Source organism: Marinobacter sp. UBA3604 (assembly GCF_002375325.1).
GTDB classification, from domain to species: domain Bacteria; phylum Pseudomonadota; class Gammaproteobacteria; order Pseudomonadales; family Oleiphilaceae; genus Marinobacter; species Marinobacter salarius.
The window spans coordinates 37212-62654 of the sequence record NZ_DFMB01000028.1; the positions used below are offsets into that span (position 1 = coordinate 37212).

A 25443-nucleotide genomic window follows, 5' to 3' on the forward strand; every position below is an offset into this window, starting at 1 on the left:
GGTTGTCTTGAACACAGGACCTCTATGCATACGGTATTTTTACGCCTGAGATCAATAGTTTTTCTCGCTTTAATGTGTGTTGGTGCCCAGGCTCAGGCCAGCCAGAGCACACTGATGATCGTTGGCGACAGCCTCAGCGCAGCCTACGGCGTGCAAACCGGGGAATCCTGGGTGGCTCTGCTTCAGGAACGGCTCGAGGGCGAGGGCCTGGAACACTGGCAGGTGGTGAACGCTAGCATCAGCGGCGAAACCACCGACGGCGGTCTACGCCGCCTGCCGGATCTTCTGGATAAGAACGAACCCGCCGTTGTTGTCATCGAGCTCGGCGGTAACGATGGCTTGCGGGGATTTCCGCCCAACGTTATCCGCCAGAACCTGGCCCGGATGATTGAGCAGGTAAAGGAGGCGGGCGCCGAAACCCTGCTGGTGGGCATGCAGATTCCGCCCAATTACGGTCAGCGATATACCCGCGCCTTCGCGGACATTTACCCCGAACTTGCTGACCAGTACGAGACCGAACTACTCCCCTTTTTCCTGGAAGGTATCTATGACCAGGAAGGCATGATGCAGGGCGATAGCATCCATCCAACGGCAGAAGCGCAGGGTCAGTTGCTCGATAACATCTGGCCAGTACTGGAACCCATGCTCAGGGAATAGCCCTGCTTTAAGCCACCAGCGTGCGGGCATGCGCCACAGCCCGCCGCTCCGACCAGTAATAGCCATCCTGAACGTGCTCAACAAAGCCTACATGGCCGCCCCAGCGGGGCGCTTCCAGCCGCACGTAAGCGCCCAGTTGCGCACGGGATTCCGGAAAACATTGCCGGGACAGGAACGGGTCATCGGCTGCGTTAATCATCAGCGCCGGCACACGGATGTCCTTTAAAGTCCACAAGGCAGAACAGTTGTCCCAATAGTCCTTGGCATCTCGGAAACCGTGTAACGGGGCGGTGTAGCGATCATCAAACTCATGGAAACTGCGAATCTTTTCGAACCCGGTAATATCGATCAGCCCCGGGAATCGTTTCGACTTCTCTTCCATCTTCGCGTGAAGGTCACGCAGAAAACGTTGCATATAGATACGCCGGCTGGGCCGGGCCAGCGTATCGGCACTACCGGCCAGGTCACAGGGTACGGAGTAGGTGATAGCGCCGCAGATACGGCTATCCACCTGCTCTGACTTCTGCCCGAGGTATAGCAGAGTGAGGTTACCGCCCATGCTGAAGCCCGAGAGCATCACTTTTCCATACCCCTGAGCAAGTCCATGCTGCACGACCCTGTCCAGGTCGCCAGTTGCGCCGCTGTGGTAAAAGCGGGGCTGGTGGTTCATCACACCGCCGCACGAACGAAAGTTCCAGGCCAATACATCCCAGCCGTCGTTCAACAGCGCCCGCGCCAATCCCTGCATGTAAGGACGCTGACTGTGCCCTTCTAGGCCGTGGGATAACACTGCCAACCGGTCGTTCCCCTGGCGATACCAATCCAGATGTAACTCGTCATCGTCCTCTGTTGGCAGCGATTCCCTGACCGGCTCTGTCAGTGACACCTTGCGAAACAGAGTCGGCCAGACAGACTGGACGTGGCCATTGCGCAACCACAGCGGTGGCTTGTAATACAGATTGTGGTCGTACAAAATTTAACCTTTCAATTCATGGGGTTGACGCCGCCGGGCAAAGTCCCTATTATGCGCGCCATTCCGACTTTGTTCCCCGATAGCTCAGTTGGTAGAGCAACGGACTGTTAATCCGTTTGTCGCTGGTTCGAGCCCAGCTCGGGGAGCCATTTACAGCACCTCCTCTCGCTGCATGAACTCCCGCAGCACCCGGAACAACGTCACCCCATCTCTGGTTCCTGCCATTTCCCGGATTGAGTGCATGCCAAACTGTGGCACACCGATATCCAGCGTTGTCACCCCAAGATTACCGGCAGTGAGCGGGCCAATCGTGCTTCCACACCCCATGTCACTGCGCACCACAAAAGTTTGATATGGCAGGTCAAGCTCATCACTGATGTGGCGGTACAACGCTGCTGAGCGGCTGTTGGTGGCGTAACGCTGGTTATGGTTGACCTTGATCACTGGCCCCTGGTTCAGAAGCGGGCCGTGGTTCTCGTCGTGCCTGTCCATGTAGTTGGGGTGGATACCATGAGCGTTGTCCGCCGAGATCATCATCGAGCGGGCAATCGCGCGCGCCCGACCCTTACCGCACCAACGATCCAGAACCGCTGACAGGAACGGCCCCTGAGCCCCTTCCGCCGACATGCTGCCCACTTCCTCGTGGTCGTTGCATACCAGCAGCGCCGGTTCGTCTCCGGAAGATTCGATCAAAGCCTGCAGCCCTATGTAACAGCTCAGCAGGTTATCCAGCCGTGCCGATGCAATGAAGTCCTCGCGCAGCCCCACCAGCGATGCTGGCTGGGCGTCGTAGAAGCCAAGCTCATAGCCCAGAATTTTACGAACGCGGACACCCGGGGCCTCCGTGGCCAATTGGTCGGTCAGCAGATCGGTGAAGCGGGTGGTGTCGTCCTCCGGCACTTGCATCAATACCGGCGGAAGATCGGTTTGTGGATTAACCGTGCGATTGCTGTTGGCTTCCCGGTCCAGATGAATGGCGAGGCTGGGTATATACGCCACGGCCTTGCGAAAATCGATCAGTGTGTCTTTCACCGACCCGGACTCATCCACGTAAGTGACCCGACCCGCCAGGGACAGGTCACGATCAAACCAGGGATTCAGCAACACGCCGCCGTACACTTCCACACCCAACTGGAAAAACCCCTTGCGGCGCAGTTCCGGGTTAGGTTTCACCTTCAGACAGGGGCTGTCGGTGTGGGCACCCACCATACGAATACCGGCTTCCGCGGGGTCGCGGCGACCAGTGCGGAACGCCACGATGGATGAGCCGTTACGGATAGCGTAATAGCCCTGCCCCGCTTCCAGTTCCCAGTCTTCTTTCTCATCCAGGGCCTTGAAACCCGCCTGATCAAGACGATGCTTCATACTGGCTACAGCGTGCCAGGGGGTCGGTGATGCGTTCAGAAATTCGAGCAGATTGGTGTTAAATTCAGCGTGTTCCATGATGTCCCTGATAAACTGATAATTGCGGCGCCAGTATGGCATGATGGCGCCCGACGTCATATCCGTACAAAACGGCTGCCCGCGCAGCCCGGCTACCCGGAGAGTGTACCTTGCCCGCACCGCGTTTTCTTGATATCGAATACTGCCAGACCGACGACGTTCTGTTCCCCGTGGCCATGGCCTGGTCACTGGAAGACGGTCAGATGAAAACCGTCGTCATCGCCCCGGCCGACGAATGGATACCGGAAGACGCCGACCTGGGCGATATCGACCTGCTCTACCTGGAAGAACAGGGCGTGCCCCTGATCGAACTGGCCCAGGAGCTTCATCAGGACCTGCCCGACCAGACGGTTTACGTGGACGGCATGGACCCGGACGAAATCCTGGTGGATCTGATCTTCACCGCCGTCGCCATGGACGCGCCCTTCGAAATCGCGGGCATGGAAGAACTGGTCACGTCCCTGCCCCGGGAAGCACTGGACGACCGACGCAGGCAACTGCTGTCCGACGAAGGCCTGGAACCTCAACTGCCCGAAAACGGGGTCTATGCACTGTTATTGATTGCACGTGAGGAAGGCTTCTTCGACTGACCCCCATCCTACAACGTCGCTGGCAATGCGAACTGTGACTTGTGTCGACGTAACAAACAGTTACAGAAGGCAGAATCTGTCGGAATCCGACAACGCCAGGAAGCCCAATAACAATGAACACGCTGTTGCGACACCTCTTCACGGCCGCCACGCTTTCCGCAGCATTGCTCACACCGGTCATGGCCAGCGCACAGGATAAAGTTCCCCGCGAAGGCATGACCTACGTCGGCATTCTGGCCACCGGCCTCAACCACCGGTCTGTAGGCCAGAACACCCTCGAAACAGCCTGGTCAACCACAGGATCCATGGTGCTTGGAACGCATATTTCCGAGTATTTTCACGTGGAGATCCGCGCAGGTGCGGGTACCACCACCGCCGAAATCGACAACGAACTGGAATTGGACATCGAGTACTTCGCCAGTTGGTACATCGGCGGCCATTACCCGATCACCGATTACGCCAACGCCTATGCCCAGTTCGGGTTTTCCCACGTCCAGGGGGTTGCCACTCTGACTCCGCTGGGCAAGGCCCGGGAAGCCGATCCTGACGATGACTCGCCCTACGCCTCAATCGCGGACGAATATCCGGACAGTTCCTTCAGCGTGAGCTGGCTGCTTGGCCTGGATTTCGAGGTTATCGATAACGGTTTCATCGTCCTGGAAGGCGGCCGGTTGTTTGAAGACACCGAAACCGGCGCGAACACCTTCCAGTTCTCAACCGGTTTTAAATACGAGTTCTGACCTGCCAGCACCGGTGAATTCGAGCATTGCGCTGAAAATCCCGGTCCAGGGTGTCCCGGGTCACTTCTTCAATGGCGAACTCCTCTTCCAGGCTCTCATCCAGCTTGAAGCGCCGGAAGTTGGTCGAGAAAATCAGCAGGCCCTCTGAGGTCAACCGCTGCATCGCCTGGCGTATCAACCGGCCATGGTCTTTCTGAATATCCAGTACCCCGGCCATGCGGGCGGAATTCGAGAAGGTGGGCGGGTCCATAAAAATCAGGTCAAAACGCTGATCGCTGGTCGGCTTGCCCGCCAGCCACGCCAGGCAATCTGCCTGCTCCACCCGGTGATGGGACGCATCCGCACCGTTAAGCGCAAGGTTTTCCTGAGCCCAGTTCACGTAAGTTTTCGACATATCCAGGCTCAGTGAACGGGTCGCGCCGCCGACTGCTGCGTGCACGGTGGCCGCTCCGGTATAACAGAACAGGTTCAGAAACCGCTTACCCGCAGCGTTCTGCTGAATCCAGTTGCGTACCGGGCGATGGTCCAGGAACAGGCCGGTATCCAGGTAGTCCTTGAGATTCACCTTCAGAACACAACCATGTTCGTGAACGTTGAAAAACTCTCCGCTGGCCGCCTGCTTTTCGTACTGGCTGGTACCTGTCTGCCGCTGTCGTTGCTTGCAGACCATGCCTTCTCGCTCGACACCGATGGCGTCAGGAATCACCGCCAGAGCCTCGGCCAACCGTTCCCGCGCGGAACGCTCGTCGACTGACTTGGGAGCAGCGTACTCCTGAACGTGGACACGGCCCTCGTAGACATCAATAGCGAGTGCAAACTCGGGCATATCGGCGTCATACAGGCGGTAACAGCCGATACCCTGCTTGCGGGCCCACTGGCCGACGGTCTTCATATTTTTCTTCAGGCGATTGCGCAGCATCGCCGCGCGCTCTTCATTGGCGATGCGAGGCGTCACCTCGCCAGGTACATCGGGCTCCCGCGGTGTCATGGCGCTGGCGTCATCCACGTTGAACAACAGCAACTGCGCCGGCAACTTGCCGTTGTAGAGGCGGTACTGCTTGTAGCTGCGAAGGCCTATGGATTTGCCGTACTCGGGCGCACCGGTGAATACGCCAAACCGCCAGCCCGGCAACGCTTCCTTAACGGCTTCACCCAGGCTGCGATAAAGACCACCCAGCGCCTTGCGTTCGCTCAGGCGCTCGCCGTAGGGAGGATTAACCAGCACCAGGCCGGTCTCGGCCCAGGCCTCTTCGCGGCTGAACTGGTCAACTCCTTGCTGCTTGATGGTTACGATGCCTTCCAGGCCAGCCCGTTGCAGGTTGTTCCCTGCGGTTTGTATCACCCCTCGATCCTGGTCAAAGCCCAGGAAGGCAGGAACGCACCCCTCAATGCCCTGCTTGCCTGTATAGGCGCGCTTCTCGGCTTCCTGGCGCAGTGACAACCACAGGTCCGGCTGGTGGCCCAGCCAACGCTCGAAACCGAAACGTTCGCGCTTGCGGCCGGGCGCCAGATCCAGAGCCATCATGGCGGCCTCAATCACCAGCGTGCCGGAACCACACATAGGGTCGATGAAATCGCCACCGGCTTTCGCCAGTTCCGGCCAACCGCATCTCGTCAACAGAGCCGCCGCCAGATTTTCCTTCAGTGGCGCTGCCCCCTTTTCCGTGCGATAGCCCCGCTTATGGAGGCTGTCGCCGCTCAGGTCGATGCCCACCGACAGCTTGCCGCGATTCAGGCGTGCCGACACCGTTACATCCGGGTTTTTGGCGTCCACGGAAGGCCGCTGACCACTGGCACTGCGCAGACGGTCCACAATGCCATCCTTCACTCGCTGGGCACCGTATTGCGTGTTGCGAATGGCTTCGTTCTGCCCCACAAAGTTGACGCGGAAACTGCCATTCATCGGAATATGCTGCTGCCACTCCAGGTCCGTTACACCACCCAGCATCTGGTCACCGGAGGTGGCGTCCACATCCGCCAGATGAAGGATGACCCGGTTTGCGAGCCTCGACCACAGGCAGGCACGATAGCCACTTTCAAGGATGCCGTTGGCCCAGACACCTGCCGGTGCGTTCCGGACCGGGTCCATGCCGAAGGTACGCAGTTCGTCCTCCAGCAAATACTCCAGGCCCTTGGGGCAGGTTACGAAAAAGTTAAGGTCTGACACGTTCGACTCCTGAGTCGTTTCTACGGTGGCTAAGGTCGTGGGATTAGCGCATTTTCCGAGGTTTTCACGGGCTTGTTATGTCACACAACTATAAGAGAAGCTTCATATAGATGAAATAAATAGTGTACAAGGGCGCTGGCTTAGTCTTACCTTGTAGGTGACGCGTCGTTCCGGGGAGCCAACAAAGGGCTCCCTGTTAACAGGATCCTGACTGCTCTGGCCATACCTGACAATAGTGGGTTACCCCGGAAGGGTTGCCCCAAGTCCCGGCCACGGCAGATGTGTACACGCTTGTTCTGTTAATCCATCAGTGAGGAACGGCATGAAAAGACAGAAAAGAGATATGTACGCTCGTGCATTCAAACGGGGTTACCTGGCCGGCGTGTCCGGTAAAGCAAAAGACAGTTGCCCGTTGGAACAGCCGGAAGTTCGCCAGGAATGGCTCAACGGGTGGCGAGAAGGCCGCACAGATCAATGGGAGGGCATGACCGGCGTATCCGGCATCCACAGACTGGCAAACGTAACGGCATAACGTTGTTTGTCAGCACCCCGAATCTTTAATCTGATCTTTCAACAACACACAATTTGGCGCAGTACCCAGAGCAACCCAAACGGGTCCTCCCGACCCGTACCATGCGATGAAACGCCACGGGGTTTATTCCCCGCACGGGCCCGCTAAGCGGGCCCACTTTATTTCTGGCCTCACTATTTCTGGCCTCACTTCCTGGCACACCTTATGGCACACCGTTCTCACCACCGCATCAAGTCAAACGCCGAATCGCGTCGACCGACTCCCGGATCAGCGCCGGACCGCGATAGATAAAACCGGTATAAATCTGCACTAACTTTGCGCCGGCACGAATTTTCTCAGCCGCGCTGTCACCGTCGGTAATGCCGCCTACCCCGATAATCGGTAACGACTCTCCCAGTTCCGCATACAGAGCCTGAATCACCCGGGTGGAAGACGCCTTTACCGGCGCCCCGCTGAGCCCCCCAGCTTCTTCCGCGTACCGATGCCCGGCAACGGCCTCGCGGCTGATGGTGGTATTGGTGGCTATGACACCGTCCAGCCCCGACTCTTTCAGGGCGTTGGCCACAAAGCGCACTCCGTCGTCGTCCATATCCGGGGCGATCTTCACCGCCAACGGCACGTAGCGCCCATGTTCCTTCTCACAACGTGCCTGCTCCTCCTTGATGGCGTGCATCAGGCCCTTTAGAGAGTCGCCAAACTGAAGATCCCGCAGGCCGGGCGTATTGGGGGATGATACGTTCACCGTGATGTAGTCAGCGCGGGAATACACCGCCGCGATACCTTTGCGATAATCTGACTCGGATTCCTCGTTGGGTGTGGCCTTGTTCTTGCCGACATTGATACCCAGTACGCCGGCGTAACGACGCTTGTCCACCTGATCCAGCAGGTGCTCAAGGCCATGATTGTTAAAACCCATCCGATTGATAATGGCGCTGTGCTCAGGGAGCCGGAACATTCTCGGCTTCGGGTTGCCGGGCTGAGCCAGAGGCGTGACAGTGCCTACTTCGATAAACCCAAATCCCAATGCGCCCAGGGCATCCAGATGATCAGCGTTCTTGTCGAGCCCTGCAGCCAGCCCAACGGGATTGGGAAACTCCAGGCCCATCACCTTGGTTGGCAGCGGCTCCGGCTTGCTGACGAGCGCCTGGAGCAACCCGAGCTTTCCTGCCATATCGAGCCCCGACAACGTCAGGTTATGAGCAGTCTCCGGTGGCAGCCGGAACAGCAGTTCGCGCATAATGCCATACATACACAATCTCCCTGATCGAGAACGATGCGGAGTATACCGGAAGTTTTCCACAGCATCGCCCTACACCTTAAATATGACGGCTAAATGTCTGTAGCGTTAAGCTCTTGTGACCTTTTCCACGGAATCTGTGGATAACCCTGTTGAAAATCGCGGGGCAACGCGGCCGAACCCTTGATATTCGCGCCAGCCTACAGATTGATCATTTTTTGATCAGTTTATTTATTTATAAATATCAAATAGTTACGGAGCCTTTTCTGTCACGTCAGGCAGTTCGGTCACAGAATGTTACGTCATTCAGCGATTACGCCGATGTGCATAAAACATACAGTGGCAGGTTCGTTATACTGACGATCAGGCCCACGGAGAACCTCAATGACGGACCAGCAGACCTTTTCCTCCCAAGAACACAAGGGACTCCCCCAGGAGCGCAGGGCAGCATCGCGTGTAACCGTTATCGGAATGCTACTGGATGGTGTACTGGGCATTCTCAAGGTCATCGCCGGAACGCTGTTTCATTCCCAGGCGCTGTTGGTGGATGGCATTCATTCCTTTACGGATGTCGCATCGGACCTGGTCGTACTGGGCGTCATGCGGGTGTCCCGTCAAGCGCCAGACCAGGACCATCCTTATGGCCACCAACGCATAGAAACCATGGGCACCATGGTGCTCGGCAGCATCCTCATTGCCGTTGGCGCGGCCCTGGCCTGGGATAACACCCTGCGACTGCTTGATGGCGGCGCTGTGAACATTCCCGAATGGCCGGTGTTGGTGGCAGCCGTCATCTCCATTGCCAGCAAGGAATGGATCTATCGCTACACACGCCGGGTTGGCATAGCGATCCGTTCTGACCTGATCATCGCCAATGCCTGGCACAGCCGCACTGATGCCCTCTCCTCCGTGGTGGTGCTCTTCTCGACCATCGGCGCCATGCTGGGCTACCTGTGGCTGGACATTCTCGCTGCAGTGATTATCTCCGGGATCATCATTCACATCGGTTGGCGCTTCACCCGCGACAGCGTGAAAGAACTCGTCGATACAGGCCTGTCCCCGGAAGATACCGAAGCACTGAAATACATCGCCAGTAAGACCGACGGCGTGCGCAACGTGCATGAACTTCGCAGCCGACGCATGGGGCATGACATCCTGCTGGATGTGCACCTTGTGGTGTCGCCGGAGATCAGTGTCTCCGAAGGGCATCAGATAGGAATGCAGGTGGTAAAAGCCATGCGCAATGCCCTGGACAACATTCTCGACATCAATTTCCACATTGATGCCGAGAACGACGAAATCCACCCCCAGACCTCCGAGCAACTGCCCGCCCGAGCGGAAATCCGCGAGGTACTTCACCAACACATAGAAAACCTGCCGTCCAACAACCGGCTACGGCTTCATTACCTCCGCAACCGGGTCCATATGGAACTGTTCATGGAGATTCCTGTGTCTGAGGCACTTCCCGACGCCCGTCAGATCAGCGAGGACCTTGGCCGCTACGCGTGGTTCGGCAGCCTCAGGATATGGCACGCCCATACCGAGAACTGACAGGGCGTCTAGCGACGCCGCTTTTCCTCCATGCGGGACAGGAACTCCTGCATGATCAGGGTGTATAACTCCCCTCCCAGGAAGCGATCCTCAACCCCGGCATCAATGCTGGGGTTGTCGTTTACCTCAATGACTGCCACTCGGTTACCAGACTGTTTGATGTCCACACCGTAAAGGCCATTGCCGATCAGACGTGTGGCGTTGAGCGCTGCCTGGATGACGTTCCGGGGCACCTCGTACGTCGGCATGGTATCGAAACCACCGCTGTCCACTTCCGCGCCACCGTGCTGGTAGATCTGCCAGTGTCCCTCCACCATGTAGTATTTACAGGCATAGATGGCCCGGCCGCCAAGCACCCCGATACGCCAGTCATAATCGGTGTAAAGGTACTCCTGGGCCAGTACCAATGCCGACTGTTTGAACAGCTCTTTCAGGCCCGCCCGCAGCGTTTTTTCATCCTCCGCCTTGGTGACTCCCCGTGAAAAGGCGCCGTCAGGAATCTTGATAACGGCAGGAAAGCCCAGATCACGAATCACCTGTTCAGCGCTGTCTTTCTGATCTTTCGACAGAATCAGGGTTTTTGGTGTCGGGATCTTGTTGTTCTTCAACAGATCCGCCAGATAGACCTTGTTGGTACAACGCAGGATCGACACCGGGTCGTCGATCACCACCATGCCCTCGGCCTCGGCCTTGCGGGCGAAACGATAGGTGTGATGATCGATGGCAGTAGTCTCGCGAATAAACAGGCCGTCGTATTCCGGCAGCCGCATATAATCACGGCGGCCGATCTGCTCCACGTTAATCCCCAGCTTACGGCCAGCCTTCTCGAATTTCTCCAGCGCCTCTTTGTCGCTGGGAGGCATTTCCTCGTCCTCGTTGACCAGCATCGCAAGATCAAACCGATAACGACGGCGGGTACGGGGTTTGCGCCAGACCATGCTGCTGAAACGGTCAAACGCCGCCGCGAATGCATCCTGTTCTTTCCCTTTCAGGTCGGCGGGACAGCCTGGCTTCATGGACGCTATCTGCCAGGTTTTGCCACGGCGGAACACCACGTCCAGAACCGGGCACGGGAAACGATCAAACAACGCGCGTGCAACCGGCTTCAAATCCCCATGTTCCGCCTGCCCGAAGTACGTGCGGACACGCACTTCCCGCGTGGCGTGGTTATTGTCACCGGCGGGCTCGATCTCAGCCCCGGCTTCCTCAAGCCAATTGATCACGCTCGCATCCAGTTCATCCAACTGCAGCGAGAACAGCCCTTTGCGGCTGAGGTCGTTGAGCGTCATCACAGACGGCACCACATGATGGCCTCGAGCCTCAGCCAGTAGTGAACAGTAATAGCCACGACTGAGGTACCGGGCGCTCTGGCACAGGTTGATCACCCGCACCCGACTGGAAGTGGGCGCGGAGAACTGTAGATACTGATCAAAAGTCAGCACGTCTTCACTGGGGTAATACGGTGCCCAGTCCTTGGCGCGGTCAACAACAATCAACAATCGTGACATCAGTGGCATTCCTCCATGAAGGCAGTGCCGGAAGCTTGGGGAACACAGGCCCACCATGCGTCGACGGTGCCTGTACAATCTCGCAACAATACGCCGGAACGCTTTAGCCTACAATTAGCACGAAATGCGTGCTTTTACGCATGATTGCATGCTATCGGCAACGTCAGCACTCACTCATAATAGCCGTCAAAGCTGAATCCGGCGAAGCCGCCACATTTGAGTTATCCAGAGTTCTTTCACTATGACATCACTCGCTTTTCGTCACGCCACAAGCGATGACCTGGACGCACTGGTAAAGCTGGAGAACCGCTGCTTCGCTGAAGACCGGATCTCACGGCGCAGCTTCCGGCGCTTCCTGGATATGCCGCGGGATCGCCTGATTGTCGCGTTGGCCGGCGACGAACTTGTGGGCTACTGCCTGGTGTTGATGAGCGCGGCCACCCGGCTGGCGCGAATCTATTCCATCGCGGTGTCGCCAGCCGAACGCGGCCGCAATATCGGCGAGCAATTGGTGCGTGAGGCAGAAGCTGCGGCGGTCGACGCCGGCCGCATTGTGATGAGACTCGAAGTGCGGGAAGACAATTCCCCGGCGATACGGCTCTACCAACGCCTGGGCTATCGCCAGTTCGGCACCTATCGGGACTACTACGAAGACCACGGCACCGCACTGCGCTTCGAGCGTCGTATCCTGTTCTACGAACCTTCGCGGGAATTTCCGGCGGTACCCTATTACCCCCAGACCACAGAATTCTCCTGCGGCCCGGCAGCCCTGATCATGGCCATGGCGACCCTGGATGAACAGCAGCCAATGACCACCCTGGAAGAACTGAAACTCTGGCGTGAGGCCACCACCATCTTTATGCTCGCCGGCCACGGCGGCTGCGGCCCCCACGGCCTGGCACTGGCGGCCTGGCACCGCGGGTTCCACGCCAGCGCCTACATCAGCAAAGAAGGCGCCCTATTCAAGGATACGGTTCGCAACGACGACAAAAAGCGGGTTCTGGAGCTGGTGCACGAAGGCTTTCTCTACGACATCGGCCAGACCGGCATCGAACTCCATCACGACCCGCTCACCCTGGATGGTATGGAGGCTGCACTCCACGATGGCCGCGTGCCGGTGATCCTGATCAGCACCTGGCAACTGAATCGCAGCCGCGTGCCCCACTGGGTGACGGTGTGTGCGATGGATGATCAGTTTGTATACCTGCACGACCCGGAAATTGACACGGACGTTGGTGAGACCGTCGCTGACAAGCAATACCTGCCGGTAGACCGCCGGGTGTTCGACCGCATGTCCCGTTACGGCAAGAACCAACCGTTGCAGGCAGCGGTCATAGTAGGACCAAGGCGTTAGCCAGTCCGCAAGGCAGCCTCTTTAAGCTCGGAAATATCATCCCGTAACCTGGCAGCCGTCTCGAAGTCGAGATCCGCAGCGGCCTTGTACATATCGTCCTCCAGGCGGGTGATCTCCTTGAGAACCTCTTCCGGAGAGCGGTTACCCGCCTTGGCACGGTACTTCTCTGCCTCCTCGGCAGCCTTCTCGCCCGGACGCTCGGCCTTACGGCGACCGCGACCACCGCCACCACCTGCGCCTTCCATGATATCCGCGATCTTCTTGTTCAGACCCTGCGGCGTGATGCCATGCTCCTCGTTATGGGCCGCCTGCTTCGTTCGGCGGCGTTCGGTTTCGTCGATCGCCCGCTGCATGGAACCGGTGATCCGATCGCCATAGAGAATCGCCTTGCCATGGAGGTTACGCGCAGCCCGCCCAATGGTCTGGATCAGCGAACGTTCCGAACGCAGGAAACCTTCCTTGTCGGCATCCAGGATAGCCACCAACGATACTTCTGGCATATCCAGACCTTCCCGCAGCAGGTTGATGCCTACCAGTACGTCAAACTCGCCCCGGCGCAGGTCACGGATGATCTCAACACGCTCTACGGTATCGATGTCCGAATGCAGGTAACGCACACGGATATCATGCTCCATCAGGAAGTCTGTCAGATCTTCGGCCATACGCTTGGTGAGCGTGGTCACCAGAACCCGCTCGTTGACGTCAGTGCGCAAGCGGATTTCCGAGAGCAGATCGTCCACCTGGGTAGAGGCCGGGCGAACTTCGATTTCCGGGTCCAGCAGGCCGGTTGGCCGCACCACCTGTTCAACCACCTGCCCTGCATGCTCGGCTTCGTAGTTGCCGGGGGTGGCGGAGACGAACAGCATCTGCGGCGCAATCCGTTCCCATTCATCAAAGCGCATGGGCCGGTTATCCAGCGCAGAAGGCAGTCGGAAGCCGTACTCCACGAGAGTTTCCTTACGGGACCGGTCGCCCTTGTACATGGCGCCGATCTGGGGAATGGTGACGTGGGATTCGTCCACCACCAGCATCGCATTGGCTGGCAGATAATCGAACAGCGTCGGAGGCGCCTCGCCCGGCTGGCGACCAGACAAGTACCGGGAGTAGTTCTCGATGCCGTTGCAGTAGCCCAGCTCCAACATCATTTCGATGTCGTAGCGGGTGCGCTCTTCCAGACGCTGCGCTTCCACCAAGCGGTTGTTGTCCCTTAATTGCTGCAGGCGCTCATCCAGCTCGACCTTAATGCGCTCAACGGCATCCAGCACTTTCTGCCTTGGCGTGACATAGTGGGATTTCGGATAAATGGTGACACGGGGCACCCGCCGGAGAACCTCACCGGTCAAGGGATCAAAGTAACTGAGGTTTTCCACCTCGTCATCGAACAACTCAATGCGGATGGCTTCTTTCTCGGATTCTGCCGGAAACACATCGATCACATCTCCCCGCACCCGATAATTCGCCCGGTGGAATTCGACATCGTTGCGGGTGTACTGCAGCTCGGCGAGGCGCCGGAGGATGTGACGCTGGTCGATTTGGTCGCCCCGGTCCAGGTGCAACATCATTTTCAGGTAGGACTGGGGATCACCCAGGCCGTAAATGGAGGATACGGTGGCAACGATGATGGCATCCGGCCGCTCCAGCAGGGCCTTGGTCGCCGACAGACGCATCTGCTCTATATGTTCGTTGATGGAGGCGTCTTTTTCGATGAACGTATCGGACGATGGTACATAGGCTTCGGGCTGGTAGTAGTCGTAATAGGAAACGAAATACTCCACCGCGTTGTCCGGGAAAAACTCACGAAACTCGCCGTACAACTGGGCTGCCAGGGTTTTGTTGTGGGCCATGATGATAGTCGGCCGCTGCACCTGCTGAATGACGTTGGCAATGGTAAAGGTCTTGCCCGAGCCGGTCACACCCAACAGCGTCTGGTGTGCCAGGCCGGAGTGGATACCGTCCACCAGCCCATCAATGGCTTTGGGCTGATCCCCAGCTGGCTGAAACGGGGAATCCACCTTGAAGGCGCCGTCTTTCATGAGCGCGCCGGTTTCTGAAGTGGCCATAGTCTGGAGACATCCTTCGTTCAATCAAAAGTGATCTGGGCAACGCATTGCACCGCGAATATCAAAAGATGCAATCTGCAGAGAAACTTATCGTCACGCGGGCTTCATGATACCATCTGAATCGTCAAAGGCGGCCTGAACATGGTGGAAACCACTACCCCGACGCCGCCGGAGCCCTATCAGACGCAGCTTTAAGGAGCGCAAGTTTGGACCTTCAACTTTCCAGCCGAGTACAGGCAATCAAGCCCTCTCCCACCCTCGCAGTCACCAACAAGGCAGCGGAACTTCGCGCTGCTGGCCAGGACATTATCGGCCTGGGTGCCGGCGAGCCGGACTTCGATACCCCGGATCACATCAAACAGGCGGCCATCGAAGCCATCAACAACGGCCAGACCAAGTACACCGCCGTGGACGGTACGCCCGCTCTGAAAAAGGCGATCATTGCGAAGTTCAAACGGGACAACGGCCTGGAATACGAAGCCAACCAGATCCTGGTAAGTGGTGGTGGCAAGCAGAGCTTTTTCAACCTCGCGCTGGCCACACTGAACAAGGGCGACGAAGCCATTATTCCCGCGCCGTACTGGGTATCTTACCCGGATATGGTACTGGTGGCTGAAGGCAAACCGGTTATCATCGAAACCAGCGCCGACACCCGATTCAAGATCACCCCGGAGCAGCTGGAAAGTGCCATCACCGAGCGCACCCGCCTGTTCGTGATCAACAGCCCGTCCAACCCAAGTGGCATGGCTTACAGCCTGGACGAGCTGAAGGCAATTGGCGAAGTGCTGAAGAAGCATCCGCAGATCATGATCGCCACGGACGACATGTACGAGCCGATCCTGTGGACCGGTCAGCCGTTCTGCAACATCCTGAACGCCACGCCGGAGCTGTACGATCGCACTTTCGTGCTCAATGGTGTGTCCAAGGCCTACTCGATGACAGGCTGGCGCATCGGCTACGCCGCTGGCCCGGCAAAAATCATCGGCGCGATGAAGAAGATCCAGTCCCAAAGCACGTCCAACCCGGCCTCGATTTCCCAGGCGGCCGCAACGGCAGCGCTGGATGGCCCTCAGGACTGCGTGCAGGAAATGGTCACGGCGTTCAAGGAACGTCACGACTACCTGGTAGAAGCCCTGAATGCCCTACCCGGCGTTGAATGCCTGCACGGTGACGGGACCTTCTATGTATTCCCAAGCTTCCAGGCGGCCATTGACGCAGACTCGGGTGTCAGTAACGACGTAGAGTTTGCCGAGAAGCTGTTGAAGGAAGCCGGCGTGGCTCTGGTACCGGGCTCCGCTTTCGGTGCACCGGGCCATATGCGCCTGAGCTTCGCCACCAGCCTGGATACGCTGAAGCAGGCCATTGAGCGTTTGCAGAAAGCGCTGGGCTAAAAATCCTGGCAAGGGGTTGACGAGGCGTTGGGGTAACCTTAATATACGCGCCTCGTCACACGACGACGTTCCCCGATAGCTCAGTTGGTAGAGCAACGGACTGTTAATCCGTTTGTCGCTGGTTCGAGCCCAGCTCGGGGAGCCACTATTCCGAAAAGCCGCTAGTCCTCTGGATTAGCGGCTTTTTTCGTTTTGGTTCTTTGGGTTTAGGTTCGGCCCTAGCCTGTTGGTGTGGTGCACTCTAGCCGGCTAGTAGCGGTGCCACGGCGAGGTAGGACTTCCTTCCCGAAAAACGCTACAAGCACATCCGTGTGCGCTTGGGCTCCGCCATCCATGGCTCCGCACATTTTCGGGAAGGAAGCCCTACCCCGCCTGATTCAGCCTCTGGAGTTATCGAAACAGATTACGCTGCCCCAGTGCACCCTATGCTTACAACTCCAACATCGATAACCACAGCTATCAATAAAAATCGCCTAACAGCGATATCTGAAAGTTCAAACCGGTGCGGTGGTGGCTCCCTCCCAAAAATGTGCGGAGCCATGGATGGCGGAGCCCAAGCGTACATGGATGTACTAGAAGCGTTTTTTGGGAGGGAGCCACCACCGCACCGAAGCACCATACTATCAGGCTAGAACAGAATCAGACCAAGAACCAAAGTTAAAGGCCAACCACCTCAGAGTGAATAGCCTCCAACGCAGCCAGAGGATCAGCAGCCTGCGTAATCGGACGGCCGATGACCAGGTAGTCGGAACCGGCTTTGAGGGCATCTGTAGGCGTCATGATGCGTTGCTGGTCGCCCTTGTCGGCAGACAGCGGACGGATGCCCGGGGTGACCAGTTTGAAATCCTTGCCTTGCTCCGCTTTCAACGCCGGCGCTTCCTGTGCGGAGCAGACGACGCCGTCCAGGCCGCAGTTGCGGGTCAGAGTTGCCAGGCGGGATACCTGGGCTTCCGGGGAATCCGTGATACCGATACCGGCAAGATCCTCCGGCCCCATGCTGGTCAGCACAGTAACGGCAATCAGCAGTGGCCGATCCTTGCCGAAGCTTTCCAGGCGGTCGCGGCAGGCGGTCATCATTTTCTCACCGCCGGAGGCATGTACGTTCACCATCCAGACACCCAGATCCGCCGCGGCCGCTACGGCTGCGGACGTTGTGTTCGGGATATCGTGAAACTTCAGATCCAGGAAAACGTCGAAGCCGCGGCTCTGCAGGTCACGAACCAAGGCCGGCCCTGAACGGGTAAACAGCTCCTTGCCGACTTTAAGGCGACACTTCGCAGGGTCCAGTTGATCAACCAGAGCCAACGCGGGCTGATCAGAGGGGAAATCCAGGGCAACGATGATTCGGGGATTATCGGGGGTTTGCACGGTCAGTTTCCTGCAGAATGTCGTGTTTTCGGGTTACTCAGCTTCCACGCCCTGTATTGGGCGAACGGTTTCCCACTGCTTGCAGCTGGGGCACAGCCAATGCAATTGCTGACCGGAGAAACCGCAGTTTACACATCGGTATACCGGGCGGTTGGCAAGTATCAAGTGGCCGATGCGGCTGACCAGACGGCCTTCGTCCGTCGTCATGCCTTTTTCATAGCCCGCCAGTTCCACCAGGCGCAACAAACCGCGGACGCTGGGACGGACTTCCAGTTCCCGGCGCAGCAACTCGATTGCAGCCATACGGCCGGACGTGCGCTCTACGGCTTCAACCAGCGCCAGCAGCAAGCTCGTACTCGGCCAAGCTTCGTAGAACTTGCCAAGCTTTTTGACCAGACGCCCAACATCGCCGTGTTCGCGCTCAAGCTTCATCAGCCGGTCCACCGCTTCTGAGCCGAATTCAGGGTTCTGATCGAAGACTTTCAGGCTCTGGCTGGCCGCGTCCCGGTAGCTGCCCTGACGAATGAGCAACTTCATCATGATAAACGTGGCCCGGACACAGGAACGATCGTACTCCAGCGCTTCCTTGGACAGCTTCTGAGCCATCCAGCGGTCGTCGTGCTTGAGGGCATCCTCAGCCTGCTCGCAGGTTATATAGGCCAGCATCTTGTACATGCGGGCATCGTGGTCACCGGTCGTCAATGTACGGGCGACCTGCCCGGCCTTACCCCATTCCTTTTCCTGCTGGTACAGCTCGATCAGTTGTAATGAAGACTTACGGCCGTACTCCCTGTCGCCCATCAGTTGATGAAGCAACGCTTCTGCCCTGTCCAGAAGGCCTGCGTTCAGGTAGTCAATGGCCAGCTCGTAGGTGACCTGTTGAGAGTAACGCGGCGGCAGTTCCGGACGGGCAAGGAGGTTCTGGTGAATCAGAATGGCCCGGTCGGTCTCGCCCTTGTGGCGGAAATGGGCGCCGATAGAGAGGTGCAGGCCCACTGTTTCCTTGTTCACAGCCAGGGACTGAACGAAGTTCTCAACCGCCTGATCGGAATAGTTGGTGAACAGAAATTGCAGACGATCCTTAACGGATTCCTCATCGGAGATCGGTGTTTTGGAGCGTTCCCTGGTGCTGCCCATTCGCCCCACAAACCAGCCAGCGGCCACCGCAACCGTTAACAGCAGCCATTGAAGCACTATATCCATTAAAGCGTCCGGTCGTTCTGGGCCCTGGATTTCTCCAATGCCTGCTCGGTACGAGCAAGTCGTTTTTCGAGGTTACGGCGGGAAACCGATGTGCGAACGGTTGCAAGCATGGTAATCAGAACTCCGATCAAAGCGCCGATCACAAAAGACAGGATAATCCAGACGGCAACACCGTGAGGCTGAGTCTCAAAGAGCAGGAAATTAAGGGAGACTGCCATCTGATTATTCAGGGAGAAAACAAGTGCTACCAGAACCAGAAACAATACCAGCAGAATGAGAAGGACCTTCTGAAATCCGGCCATAGTCGCAATGCTCCACACGGACCTGGTTGTTTACCTCAGGACCTGGTTAACGTCTTTCCCCAAGAGGGTAATCAGAAGCCTTTTTTAAGGCTATCGTTTACCTGCTCACGCAACTCCTTGCCTGGCTTGAAGTGCGGAACAAATTTGGCCGGTAATTGCACGGCTTCGCCGGTTTTCGGGTTACGCCCGGTTCTGGCTGCGCGATGGTGTAATGAAAAGCTACCAAAACCCCGGATCTCGATTCGCTGGCCATCCGCCAGTGATTGGGACATGTGTTCAATAATCGTTTTCACAGCCAGTTCCACATCCTTCACTGAAAGCTGCGTCTGCTTGGACGCAATCAGCTCTACCAGTTCAGACTTCGTCATTGGGCTCATCCCTCTTCACATTATTATCGGATAGCCGGTTACCAGCTCCTTGCCTCTAGTTTAGCCAAACCAGAAAAAAACACAAAAAAAACGGGCTCTTAGAGCCCGTTTTTTTCATACCAACCGGAAATGTTATTCCTTGTTGGCGTTTTGCTGCTGCATCTGCTCCTTGATGAGATCACCGATGGTGGTCGCACCAGAGGAAGATTCAGCCGCTTTGGCGCGAACACCTTCCAGCGCCTGCTTGTCGTCTTCAACGTCCTTGGACTTCACAGACAGGTTGATAACGCGGTTCTTGCGGTCGATGCTGATGATCTTCGCTTCAACTTCGTCGCCTTCGTTCAGCGCGTTGCGTGCGTCTTCAACACGGTCACGGCTGATTTCAGAAGCTTTCAGTACAGCTTCAACTTCGTCGTTCAGGGTGATGGTAGCGGCTTTTGCGTCAACCGCAGATACCGTGCCCTTCACGATGGAGCCCTTGTCGTTCAGCTGTACAAATTCGGCGAACGGATCGCTTTCCAGCTGCTTGATGCCCAGGGAGATGCGCTCACGCTCGGGATCAACAGACAGGATAACGGTTTCAACTTCGTCGCCCTTCTTGTATTCACGGACGGCTTCTTCGCCAGTCTCGTTCCAGCTGATGTCTGACAGGTGAACCAGGCCATCGATGCCACCGTCCAGGCCAATGAAGATACCAAAGTCAGTGATTGACTTGATCTTGCCGGAGATACGGTCGCCTTTGTTGAACTTGCTGGAGAAATCTTCCCACGGGTTAGCAACACACTGCTTGATACCCAGGGAGATACGACGACGCTCTTCGTCGATGTCCAGAATCATCACGCCCACTTCGTCGCCAACCTGAACGACTTTGGACGGATGGATATTCTTGTTGGTCCAGTCCATTTCGGACACGTGAACCAGGCCTTCAACGCCTTCTTCCAGCTCAGCGAAGCAGCCGTAGTCGGTCAGGTTGGTTACACGTGCAGTAACCTTGGTACCTTCCGGATAACGACCCTTGATATCGACCCAGGGATCTTCGCCCAGCTGCTTCAGACCCAGTGATACGCGGTTGCGCTCACGGTCAAACTTCAGAACCTTGACGTTGATCTCGTCACCGACATTGACGATTTCGCTCGGATGCTTGATGCGCTTCCAGGCCATATCGGTAATGTGCAGCAGGCCGTCAACACCGCCCAGATCTACGAACGCGCCGTAGTCGGTCAGGTTCTTGACGATACCCTTGATTTCCAGACCTTCGGTCAGGGTTTCGAGCAGAGCTTCACGCTCAGCACTGTTTTCAGCTTCCAGAACGGCGCGGCGGGAAACAACCACGTTGTTACGCTTCTGGTCGAGCTTGATAACCTTGAATTCGAGTTCTTTGTTCTCCAGGTGCGCGGTATCGCGAACCGGGCGAACGTCTACCAGCGAACCAGGCAGGAAGGCACGGATGCCGGCCAGATCGACGGTGAAACCACCCTTGACCTTGCCATTGATAACACCCTTAACCACTTCCTCAGCTTCGAAGGACTTCTCAAGTACCTTCCAGGCTTCTGCGCGCTTGGCTTTCTCACGGGACAGGCGGGTTTCACCGAAGCCGTCTTCCACAGCGTCGAGAGCTACGTCAACAACGTCGCCGATAGCAACTTCCAACTCGCCTTTTTCATTGAGGAACTGGGAGGCGGGGATAACACCTTCGGACTTCAGTCCGGCGTTAACGGTGACCCAGTCGTTATCGACGTCTACAACGGTTCCCTGGACGATGGAACCTGGTTGCATGTCAATTTCTTTTAGGCTTTCTTCAAAAAGATCCGCAAAGCTCTCGCTCATTATGTGTCCTATGTGATCAACGCAAGTTTACTCCGTGCTACCAGCAACACGGTCTGTTAGTTTCAATCCGGATCCAGCCAGTGGCTGGCCGATAACGCCGAATCCGGAATTTCAACAACAAAAAGGTGTAGTCAGGCCTGACCTGCTGCGGCCATAACCCTGACTAGCACCTCTTCTATACTCAACCCCGTCGAATCAATGACTTGCGCATCGTCTGCAGGCTTGAGCGGGGCGGCGGCGCGGTTCATATCCCGCTCATCGCGCACCCGTATCTCCTTTAAAAGGGCGTCAATATTAACATCGACCCCTGCGTCCTTCAACTGGCTGTAGCGTCTTTGCGCACGCTCTTCGGCACTGGCTGTCAGGAAGATCTTCACTGGCGCGTCCGGGAACACCACCGTTCCCATGTCACGACCGTCCGCGACCAGCCCGGGAGGCTTCTGGAAATCGCGCTGGCGCTGCAGCAGCGCGTCGCGCACAGGCTGCATTACAGCCACCTTCGAGGCATTGTCGCCACAGGTTTCTGTACGTATATCTGCGGTGACGTCAACACCGGCCATCAGTACCTTTGCCGGCTCACCTGGTGGGGTTGGCTCAAACGCCACATCGAGGCCGGCGGCGACTTTTACCAGAGACGGCTCATCATCCAGGGACACGCCCTGCCGCTCCGCAGCCAGTGCCGTGAGGCGATACAGCGCGCCACTGTCCAACAGGTGCCACCCCAACCGGCGGGCGAGCATCTGGGTAATGGTGCCTTTACCGGAACCGCCAGGGCCGTCCACGGTAATAACCGGTGCCTTGCTTTCAACCATTACTCAGCCCCTTCGGCGGCGATATTGATGCCAGTCTGCTTTGCCAACTCCACAAAGCCCGGGAATGAGGTGGACACGTTGGCGCAATCGGTCACCTCGATATCCCCTTCAGCCCGCAGGGAGGCGACGGAGAACGCCATAGCAATGCGGTGATCCCCGTGGCTATTCACGGTTCCAGCGGTCATCGTCTGGCCACCATCAATGACAATACCGTCTGGAGTCACGGTGGTTTCCACTCCAAGCGCGGTCAGGCCGTCTGCCATCACCTGGATGCGATCACTTTCCTTGACGCGAAGCTCTTCGGCGCCGCGCAAAACCGTTCTGCCCTCAGCGCAGACTGCGGCAATAAACAGCACGGGGAATTCGTCGATTGCCAACGGAACCTGATCCTCAGGGATGTCGATACCCTTGAGTTCGGCGGAACGAACGCGAAGATCAGCGACCGGCTCCCCGCCAATCACACGCTCTTCGAGGACTTCTATATTAGCCCCCATCATGCGCAGGATGTTAATCACGCCGACTCTCGTCGGGTTCATGCCAACGTGTCGGATGGTCAAGTCGGAATCCGGGGCAATACTCGCCGCAACGAGGAAAAACGCTGACGAAGAGATATCCGCCGGCACGTCTATGGCGGTAGCGGCCAAGCGACCGCCACCGGTCACGCTGGCCGTCGCGGTATCGCGATGCACGTGATAGCCAAAGCCTTCCAACATGCGCTCAGTATGATCCCGGGTAGGAGCTGGCTCGGTAACGGAGGTTACGCCCTCGGCATAGAGACCGGCGAGTAACAGGCAGGATTTAACCTGAGCACTGGCCACCGGCATCTCATAATGAATGCCGGTTAGCGCGTGCCCACCCCGGATTTTCAAAGGCGGCCGCCCGCCCTCGGCAGTGTCAATCACCGCACCCATTGCTCGCAGCGGATCTGCCACACGCCCCATGGGACGCTTGGAGAGGCTTTCGTCGCCGGTGAGCTCGGAGTCAAACGGCTGCGCCGCCAGCAAGCCCGAGAACAGGCGCATGGCAGTACCGGAATTGCCCAGGTACAAAGGGCCGCGCGGCGCCTGGAGACCATTGATACCGACGCCGTGAATGCGGACAAACCCCGCGTCCGGCCCTTCTATGGTCACCCCCATGTCGCGGAACGCCTGCAAGGTTGCCAGGCTGTCCTCGCCTTCAAGGAAGCCTTTCACTTCCGTGATACCGTCGGCAAGAGCACCCAGCATGATGGATCGGTGGGAAATGGATTTGTCGCCCGGCACGCGTATCTCGCCGGAAATCCGGCCGCCGGGTTGAAGACGGAACGTTACCTGTTTCTGACTGTTGTTTGTCACGTAAGCCTGTCCTGAAAGCATCTTGGAAAAATGTTCCCGCGCCGCCTTGGCGCGACTGAAAACCCGCAACAGAGTTGCACTGTCCTGATCGGCGATGGCGGTACGGAGCTGATCCAGATCGTGGGTAAAATGATCAATGACCCGCAACACCGCATCCCGGTTGGAAAGAAAGATATCGTGCCACATCACCGGGTCGCTGGCTGCAATTCGGGTGAAGTCCCGGAAACCGCCCGCTGCGTAGCGGAAAATATCCAGATTTTCGTCCTCGCCTGCCAGGGTATCCACCAGTGAGAAAGCAATAAGATGAGGAAGATGACTGGTGGCTGCCAGCACCTCGTCGTGATAGGCCACAGACATGGTCAGAACCGTCGCACCACAGCCTTCCCACAATGCCCTGAGCTTCTCCAGGTCGGGATGACCAACGTTCTCCGCCGGCGTGAGTATAACCTTGTGATTGGCAAACAACTCAGGGTTGGCCGCACGGATGCCGCTTTTTTCGGAACCGGCGATGGGGTGGCCGGGTATCACTTTCGCGGGCAGGTCACCAAACACCTCTCGTACATCGTTGACGAAACTCGACTTGGTGCTGCCGACGTCCGTCAACACGGCGTTTTCGCCAAGATGGGGCCTGATTTCCGCCAACACTGCCCGCGTTGCCTTAACCGGTACCGCCAGCACCACAAGGTCGCTGCCGGCCACAGCCTCAGCAACCGACCCGGCAGCTTCATCAATAATGCCTAATTCAGTGCCAAGCGCCAATTCGTCCGCGCGCTTGTCAGCGCCCACAACGGTAACCGCGAGGCCATTGTCGCGGATCGCTTTGGCCAGAGAACCACCAATCAGCCCAAGACCAATAACAGCAACACGCTGGAACATTGGCTGAATCTCGGACACGTTACTCTCCCCGTCCGCTGGACGTATCCAGTGCACGGGCCAAAGCTTCGATAAACCGTGCATTTTCTTCCGGCAAGCCAATCGACACCCGCAGATGCCTGGGTAGACCGTAGCCACCAATCGGCCTGACAATCACACCCTGCTCCAGCAGCGACTGATTGATGTCAGCCGCCTGATCGCCCACATCCACAGCAATAAAGTTGCCGGCAGACGGAATGTATTCCAGCCCCATTTCGTTAAAAGCGGACTCAAGCTGTTTCATACCGGCTGCATTCACTTCACAGGAGCGCCGCAGATAGTCTTCATCGCTCAGCACAGCCGTCGCCGCTACCAGAGCCAGAGAATCTACATTAAAAGGCTGACGTACACGATTGAGAACATTGGCAATGTCCGGCGAGCTAACACTGTAACCAGCCCGCAGCGATGCCAACCCCCAAGCCTTGGAGAATGTCCTGGTAACGATCAGGTTCGGATAGCGCTTGAGCAACGACAAGCCATCCACATAGCCATCCCCCTGAAGGTATTCGCAGTAGGCCTCATCCAGAACCACCAGAACCCTGGGGGGAATACGGGCCAGAAACGACTCGATCACCTCAGCGCCATGAACCGTGCCCGTGGGGTTGTTGGGGTTGGCCACAAACACCAGCGCGGTGCGATCTGTTATCGCCTCCACCATGGCGTCGAGGTCATGGCCATAGTCCCTGGCGGGCACCGACACACCTTTGGCGCCGATCGCCTGGGTAACAAGCGGGTATACCGCAAAAGCATATTGGGAAAACACGACTTCCGAAGAGGCATCTGCAAAGCACCGTGTGATCACCTCCAGGACATCGTTGGAACCGTTGCCAAGGGTAATCTGAGCGGGCGCCACGCCGTATCGGGCCGACAATGCCTGCTTGAGATCAAACCCATTGCCATCGGGATAGCGACAGAGCTCGTCCAGGGCTCCCTTCACCGCAGCCAGCGCCTTTGGGCTGGGCCCAAGAGGGTTTTCGTTGCTGGCCAGCTTGATGATGTTACCGGGCTTCAGGCCCAACTCCCTGGCCAGCTCATCAATGGGCTTGCCCGGCTGGTAGGGGGATAGCGCCTGCACGCCTTTGACCGCCAGACTTTGGTAATCAATCGACATTTC

General features: G+C 57.5%; 21 protein-coding genes and 2 tRNA genes. 9 read left to right on the forward strand and 14 right to left on the reverse strand.

The genetic code is table 11. From position 1 onward, the window contains the following. Window positions 1-24: 24 nt before the first annotated feature. On the forward strand, window positions 25-657 hold the full coding sequence (locus B2590_RS08325; RefSeq protein ID WP_213479897.1) for an arylesterase: 633 nt from the start codon (window positions 25-27) through the stop codon (window positions 655-657). Window positions 658-664: 7 nt separating this feature from the next. On the opposite strand, the gene B2590_RS08330 is transcribed toward B2590_RS08325, so the two are convergent. Next, on the reverse strand, window positions 665-1630 hold the full coding sequence (locus B2590_RS08330; protein WP_213479898.1) for a YheT family hydrolase: 966 nt from the start codon (window positions 1628-1630) through the stop codon (window positions 665-667). Window positions 1631-1703: 73 nt separating this feature from the next. Here B2590_RS08330 and B2590_RS08335 point away from each other — a divergent pair. Then, a tRNA-Asn gene (locus tag B2590_RS08335) sits at window positions 1704-1779 on the forward strand. A gap of 1 nt (window position 1780) precedes the next feature. Here B2590_RS08335 and B2590_RS08340 read toward each other — a convergent pair. Next, window positions 1781-3073 carry a M18 family aminopeptidase gene (locus B2590_RS08340; RefSeq protein ID WP_085682020.1) on the reverse strand — a complete coding sequence of 431 codons (1293 nt, stop codon included), beginning with the start codon at window positions 3071-3073 and terminating at the stop codon, window positions 1781-1783. Window positions 3074-3183: 110 nt separating this feature from the next. On the opposite strand from B2590_RS08340, the gene B2590_RS08345 reads away from it, so the two are divergent. Beyond that, a complete protein-coding gene (locus B2590_RS08345; RefSeq protein WP_036208396.1) occupies window positions 3184-3663 on the forward strand; it encodes a hypothetical protein in 480 nt (159 codons plus the stop codon). 113 nt (window positions 3664-3776) lie between these two features. After that, window positions 3777-4403, forward strand: a complete 627-nt coding sequence (locus tag B2590_RS08350; RefSeq protein ID WP_075196904.1) for an outer membrane beta-barrel protein — start codon at window positions 3777-3779, stop codon at window positions 4401-4403. Here the strand turns inward: B2590_RS08350 and rlmKL are convergent. Further along, window positions 4387-6570, reverse strand: coding sequence for a bifunctional 23S rRNA (guanine(2069)-N(7))-methyltransferase RlmK/23S rRNA (guanine(2445)-N(2))-methyltransferase RlmL (gene rlmKL, locus B2590_RS08355; RefSeq protein ID WP_286847920.1), 2184 nt, complete (start codon window positions 6568-6570; stop codon window positions 4387-4389). The genes B2590_RS08350 and rlmKL overlap by 17 nt on opposite strands. A gap of 322 nt (window positions 6571-6892) precedes the next feature. Here rlmKL and rmf point away from each other — a divergent pair, with 322 nt between their 5' ends. Then, window positions 6893-7102 carry a ribosome modulation factor gene (gene rmf / locus B2590_RS08360; RefSeq protein WP_040474610.1) on the forward strand — a complete coding sequence of 70 codons (210 nt, stop codon included), beginning with the start codon at window positions 6893-6895 and terminating at the stop codon, window positions 7100-7102. A gap of 229 nt (window positions 7103-7331) precedes the next feature. On the opposite strand, the gene B2590_RS08365 is transcribed toward rmf, so the two are convergent. Further along, entirely contained in the window at window positions 7332-8351 is a 1020-nt protein-coding gene (locus tag B2590_RS08365; RefSeq protein ID WP_041333094.1) for a quinone-dependent dihydroorotate dehydrogenase, read from the reverse strand. 372 nt (window positions 8352-8723) lie between these two features. On the opposite strand from B2590_RS08365, the gene B2590_RS08370 reads away from it, so the two are divergent. Continuing rightward, window positions 8724-9890, forward strand: a complete 1167-nt coding sequence (locus B2590_RS08370; RefSeq protein WP_286810749.1) for a cation diffusion facilitator family transporter — start codon at window positions 8724-8726, stop codon at window positions 9888-9890. A gap of 8 nt (window positions 9891-9898) precedes the next feature. On the opposite strand, the gene B2590_RS08375 is transcribed toward B2590_RS08370, so the two are convergent. Further along, window positions 9899-11398: a RimK family protein gene (locus tag B2590_RS08375; RefSeq protein WP_041333093.1), complete on the reverse strand. Its 1500-nt coding sequence runs from the start codon at window positions 11396-11398 to the stop codon at window positions 9899-9901. 241 nt (window positions 11399-11639) lie between these two features. Here B2590_RS08375 and B2590_RS08380 point away from each other — a divergent pair, with 241 nt between their 5' ends. Further along, entirely contained in the window at window positions 11640-12752 is a 1113-nt protein-coding gene (locus B2590_RS08380; protein ID WP_286810748.1) for a GNAT family N-acetyltransferase/peptidase C39 family protein, read from the forward strand. On the opposite strand, the gene uvrB is transcribed toward B2590_RS08380, so the two are convergent. Continuing rightward, window positions 12749-14785 carry an excinuclease ABC subunit UvrB gene (uvrB, locus tag B2590_RS08385; protein ID WP_227517948.1) on the reverse strand — a complete coding sequence of 679 codons (2037 nt, stop codon included), beginning with the start codon at window positions 14783-14785 and terminating at the stop codon, window positions 12749-12751. The genes B2590_RS08380 and uvrB overlap by 4 nt on opposite strands. Before the next feature lie 233 nt (window positions 14786-15018). Between uvrB and B2590_RS08390 the strand changes: the two genes are divergently transcribed. Together B2590_RS08390 and B2590_RS08395 are read left to right on the forward strand one after the other, a co-directional pair. Then, window positions 15019-16203: a pyridoxal phosphate-dependent aminotransferase gene (locus tag B2590_RS08390; protein ID WP_036208443.1), complete on the forward strand. Its 1185-nt coding sequence runs from the start codon at window positions 15019-15021 to the stop codon at window positions 16201-16203. A gap of 69 nt (window positions 16204-16272) precedes the next feature. Then, window positions 16273-16348: transfer RNA gene (locus tag B2590_RS08395), tRNA-Asn, on the forward strand. A 512-nt stretch (window positions 16349-16860) separates the two neighbouring features. On the opposite strand, the gene pyrF is transcribed toward B2590_RS08395, so the two are convergent. The 8 genes from pyrF to hisC all read right to left on the reverse strand — a co-directional run bounded on the left by pyrF (window position 16861) and on the right by hisC (window position 25440). Beyond that, entirely contained in the window at window positions 16861-17571 is a 711-nt protein-coding gene (gene pyrF, locus B2590_RS08400; RefSeq protein WP_213479903.1) for an orotidine-5'-phosphate decarboxylase, read from the reverse strand. A gap of 33 nt (window positions 17572-17604) precedes the next feature. Further along, complete coding sequence (gene lapB, locus B2590_RS08405) at window positions 17605-18774, reverse strand: lipopolysaccharide assembly protein LapB (RefSeq protein WP_036208447.1); 1170 nt, start codon at window positions 18772-18774, stop codon at window positions 17605-17607. Next, window positions 18774-19076 carry a LapA family protein gene (locus B2590_RS08410; RefSeq protein ID WP_007154690.1) on the reverse strand — a complete coding sequence of 101 codons (303 nt, stop codon included), beginning with the start codon at window positions 19074-19076 and terminating at the stop codon, window positions 18774-18776. The genes lapB and B2590_RS08410 overlap by 1 nt, the downstream gene beginning before the upstream one ends. Before the next feature lie 71 nt (window positions 19077-19147). Continuing rightward, a complete protein-coding gene (locus B2590_RS08415; RefSeq protein ID WP_007154691.1) occupies window positions 19148-19444 on the reverse strand; it encodes an integration host factor subunit beta in 297 nt (98 codons plus the stop codon). Between the two features lie 132 nt (window positions 19445-19576). Next, a complete protein-coding gene (gene rpsA / locus B2590_RS08420) occupies window positions 19577-21271 on the reverse strand; it encodes a 30S ribosomal protein S1 (RefSeq protein ID WP_007154692.1) in 1695 nt (564 codons plus the stop codon). Between the two features lie 131 nt (window positions 21272-21402). Beyond that, window positions 21403-22083 (reverse strand): (d)CMP kinase, encoded by a 681-nt coding sequence (gene cmk, locus B2590_RS08425; RefSeq protein WP_213479904.1) that lies wholly within the window; start codon window positions 22081-22083, stop codon window positions 21403-21405. Beyond that, on the reverse strand, window positions 22083-24293 hold the full coding sequence (locus B2590_RS08430; protein ID WP_414673553.1) for a bifunctional prephenate dehydrogenase/3-phosphoshikimate 1-carboxyvinyltransferase: 2211 nt from the start codon (window positions 24291-24293) through the stop codon (window positions 22083-22085). The genes cmk and B2590_RS08430 overlap by 1 nt, the downstream gene beginning before the upstream one ends. Before the next feature lie 19 nt (window positions 24294-24312). Next, on the reverse strand, window positions 24313-25440 hold the full coding sequence (gene hisC, locus B2590_RS08435; protein ID WP_286810744.1) for a histidinol-phosphate transaminase: 1128 nt from the start codon (window positions 25438-25440) through the stop codon (window positions 24313-24315). Window positions 25441-25443: the final 3 nt, after the last annotated feature.

Coding starts and splice junctions, on each gene's coding strand:
- uvrB (WP_227517948.1), bottom strand. CDS start 14,785: ATGAAAGACGGCGCCTTCAAGGTGGATTCCCCGTTTCAGCCAGCTGGG.
- B2590_RS08410 (WP_007154690.1), bottom strand. CDS start 19,076: ATGGCCGGATTTCAGAAGGTCCTTCTCATTCTGCTGGTATTGTTTCTG.
- B2590_RS08375 (WP_041333093.1), bottom strand. CDS start 11,398: ATGTCACGATTGTTGATTGTTGTTGACCGCGCCAAGGACTGGGCACCG.
- B2590_RS08340 (WP_085682020.1), bottom strand. CDS start 3,073: ATGGAACACGCTGAATTTAACACCAATCTGCTCGAATTTCTGAACGCA.
- cmk (WP_213479904.1), bottom strand. CDS start 22,083: ATGGTTGAAAGCAAGGCACCGGTTATTACCGTGGACGGCCCTGGCGGT.
- B2590_RS08370 (WP_286810749.1), top strand. CDS start 8,724: ATGACGGACCAGCAGACCTTTTCCTCCCAAGAACACAAGGGACTCCCC.
- B2590_RS08380 (WP_286810748.1), top strand. CDS start 11,640: ATGACATCACTCGCTTTTCGTCACGCCACAAGCGATGACCTGGACGCA.
- B2590_RS08350 (WP_075196904.1), top strand. CDS start 3,777: ATGAACACGCTGTTGCGACACCTCTTCACGGCCGCCACGCTTTCCGCA.
- B2590_RS08415 (WP_007154691.1), bottom strand. CDS start 19,444: ATGACGAAGTCTGAACTGGTAGAGCTGATTGCGTCCAAGCAGACGCAG.
- rmf (WP_040474610.1), top strand. CDS start 6,893: ATGAAAAGACAGAAAAGAGATATGTACGCTCGTGCATTCAAACGGGGT.
- hisC (WP_286810744.1), bottom strand. CDS start 25,440: ATGTCGATTGATTACCAAAGTCTGGCGGTCAAAGGCGTGCAGGCGCTA.
- B2590_RS08365 (WP_041333094.1), bottom strand. CDS start 8,351: ATGTATGGCATTATGCGCGAACTGCTGTTCCGGCTGCCACCGGAGACT.
- B2590_RS08325 (WP_213479897.1), top strand. CDS start 25: ATGCATACGGTATTTTTACGCCTGAGATCAATAGTTTTTCTCGCTTTA.
- B2590_RS08430 (WP_414673553.1), bottom strand. CDS start 24,293: ATGTTCCAGCGTGTTGCTGTTATTGGTCTTGGGCTGATTGGTGGTTCT.
- lapB (WP_036208447.1), bottom strand. CDS start 18,774: ATGGATATAGTGCTTCAATGGCTGCTGTTAACGGTTGCGGTGGCCGCT.
- rpsA (WP_007154692.1), bottom strand. CDS start 21,271: ATGAGCGAGAGCTTTGCGGATCTTTTTGAAGAAAGCCTAAAAGAAATT.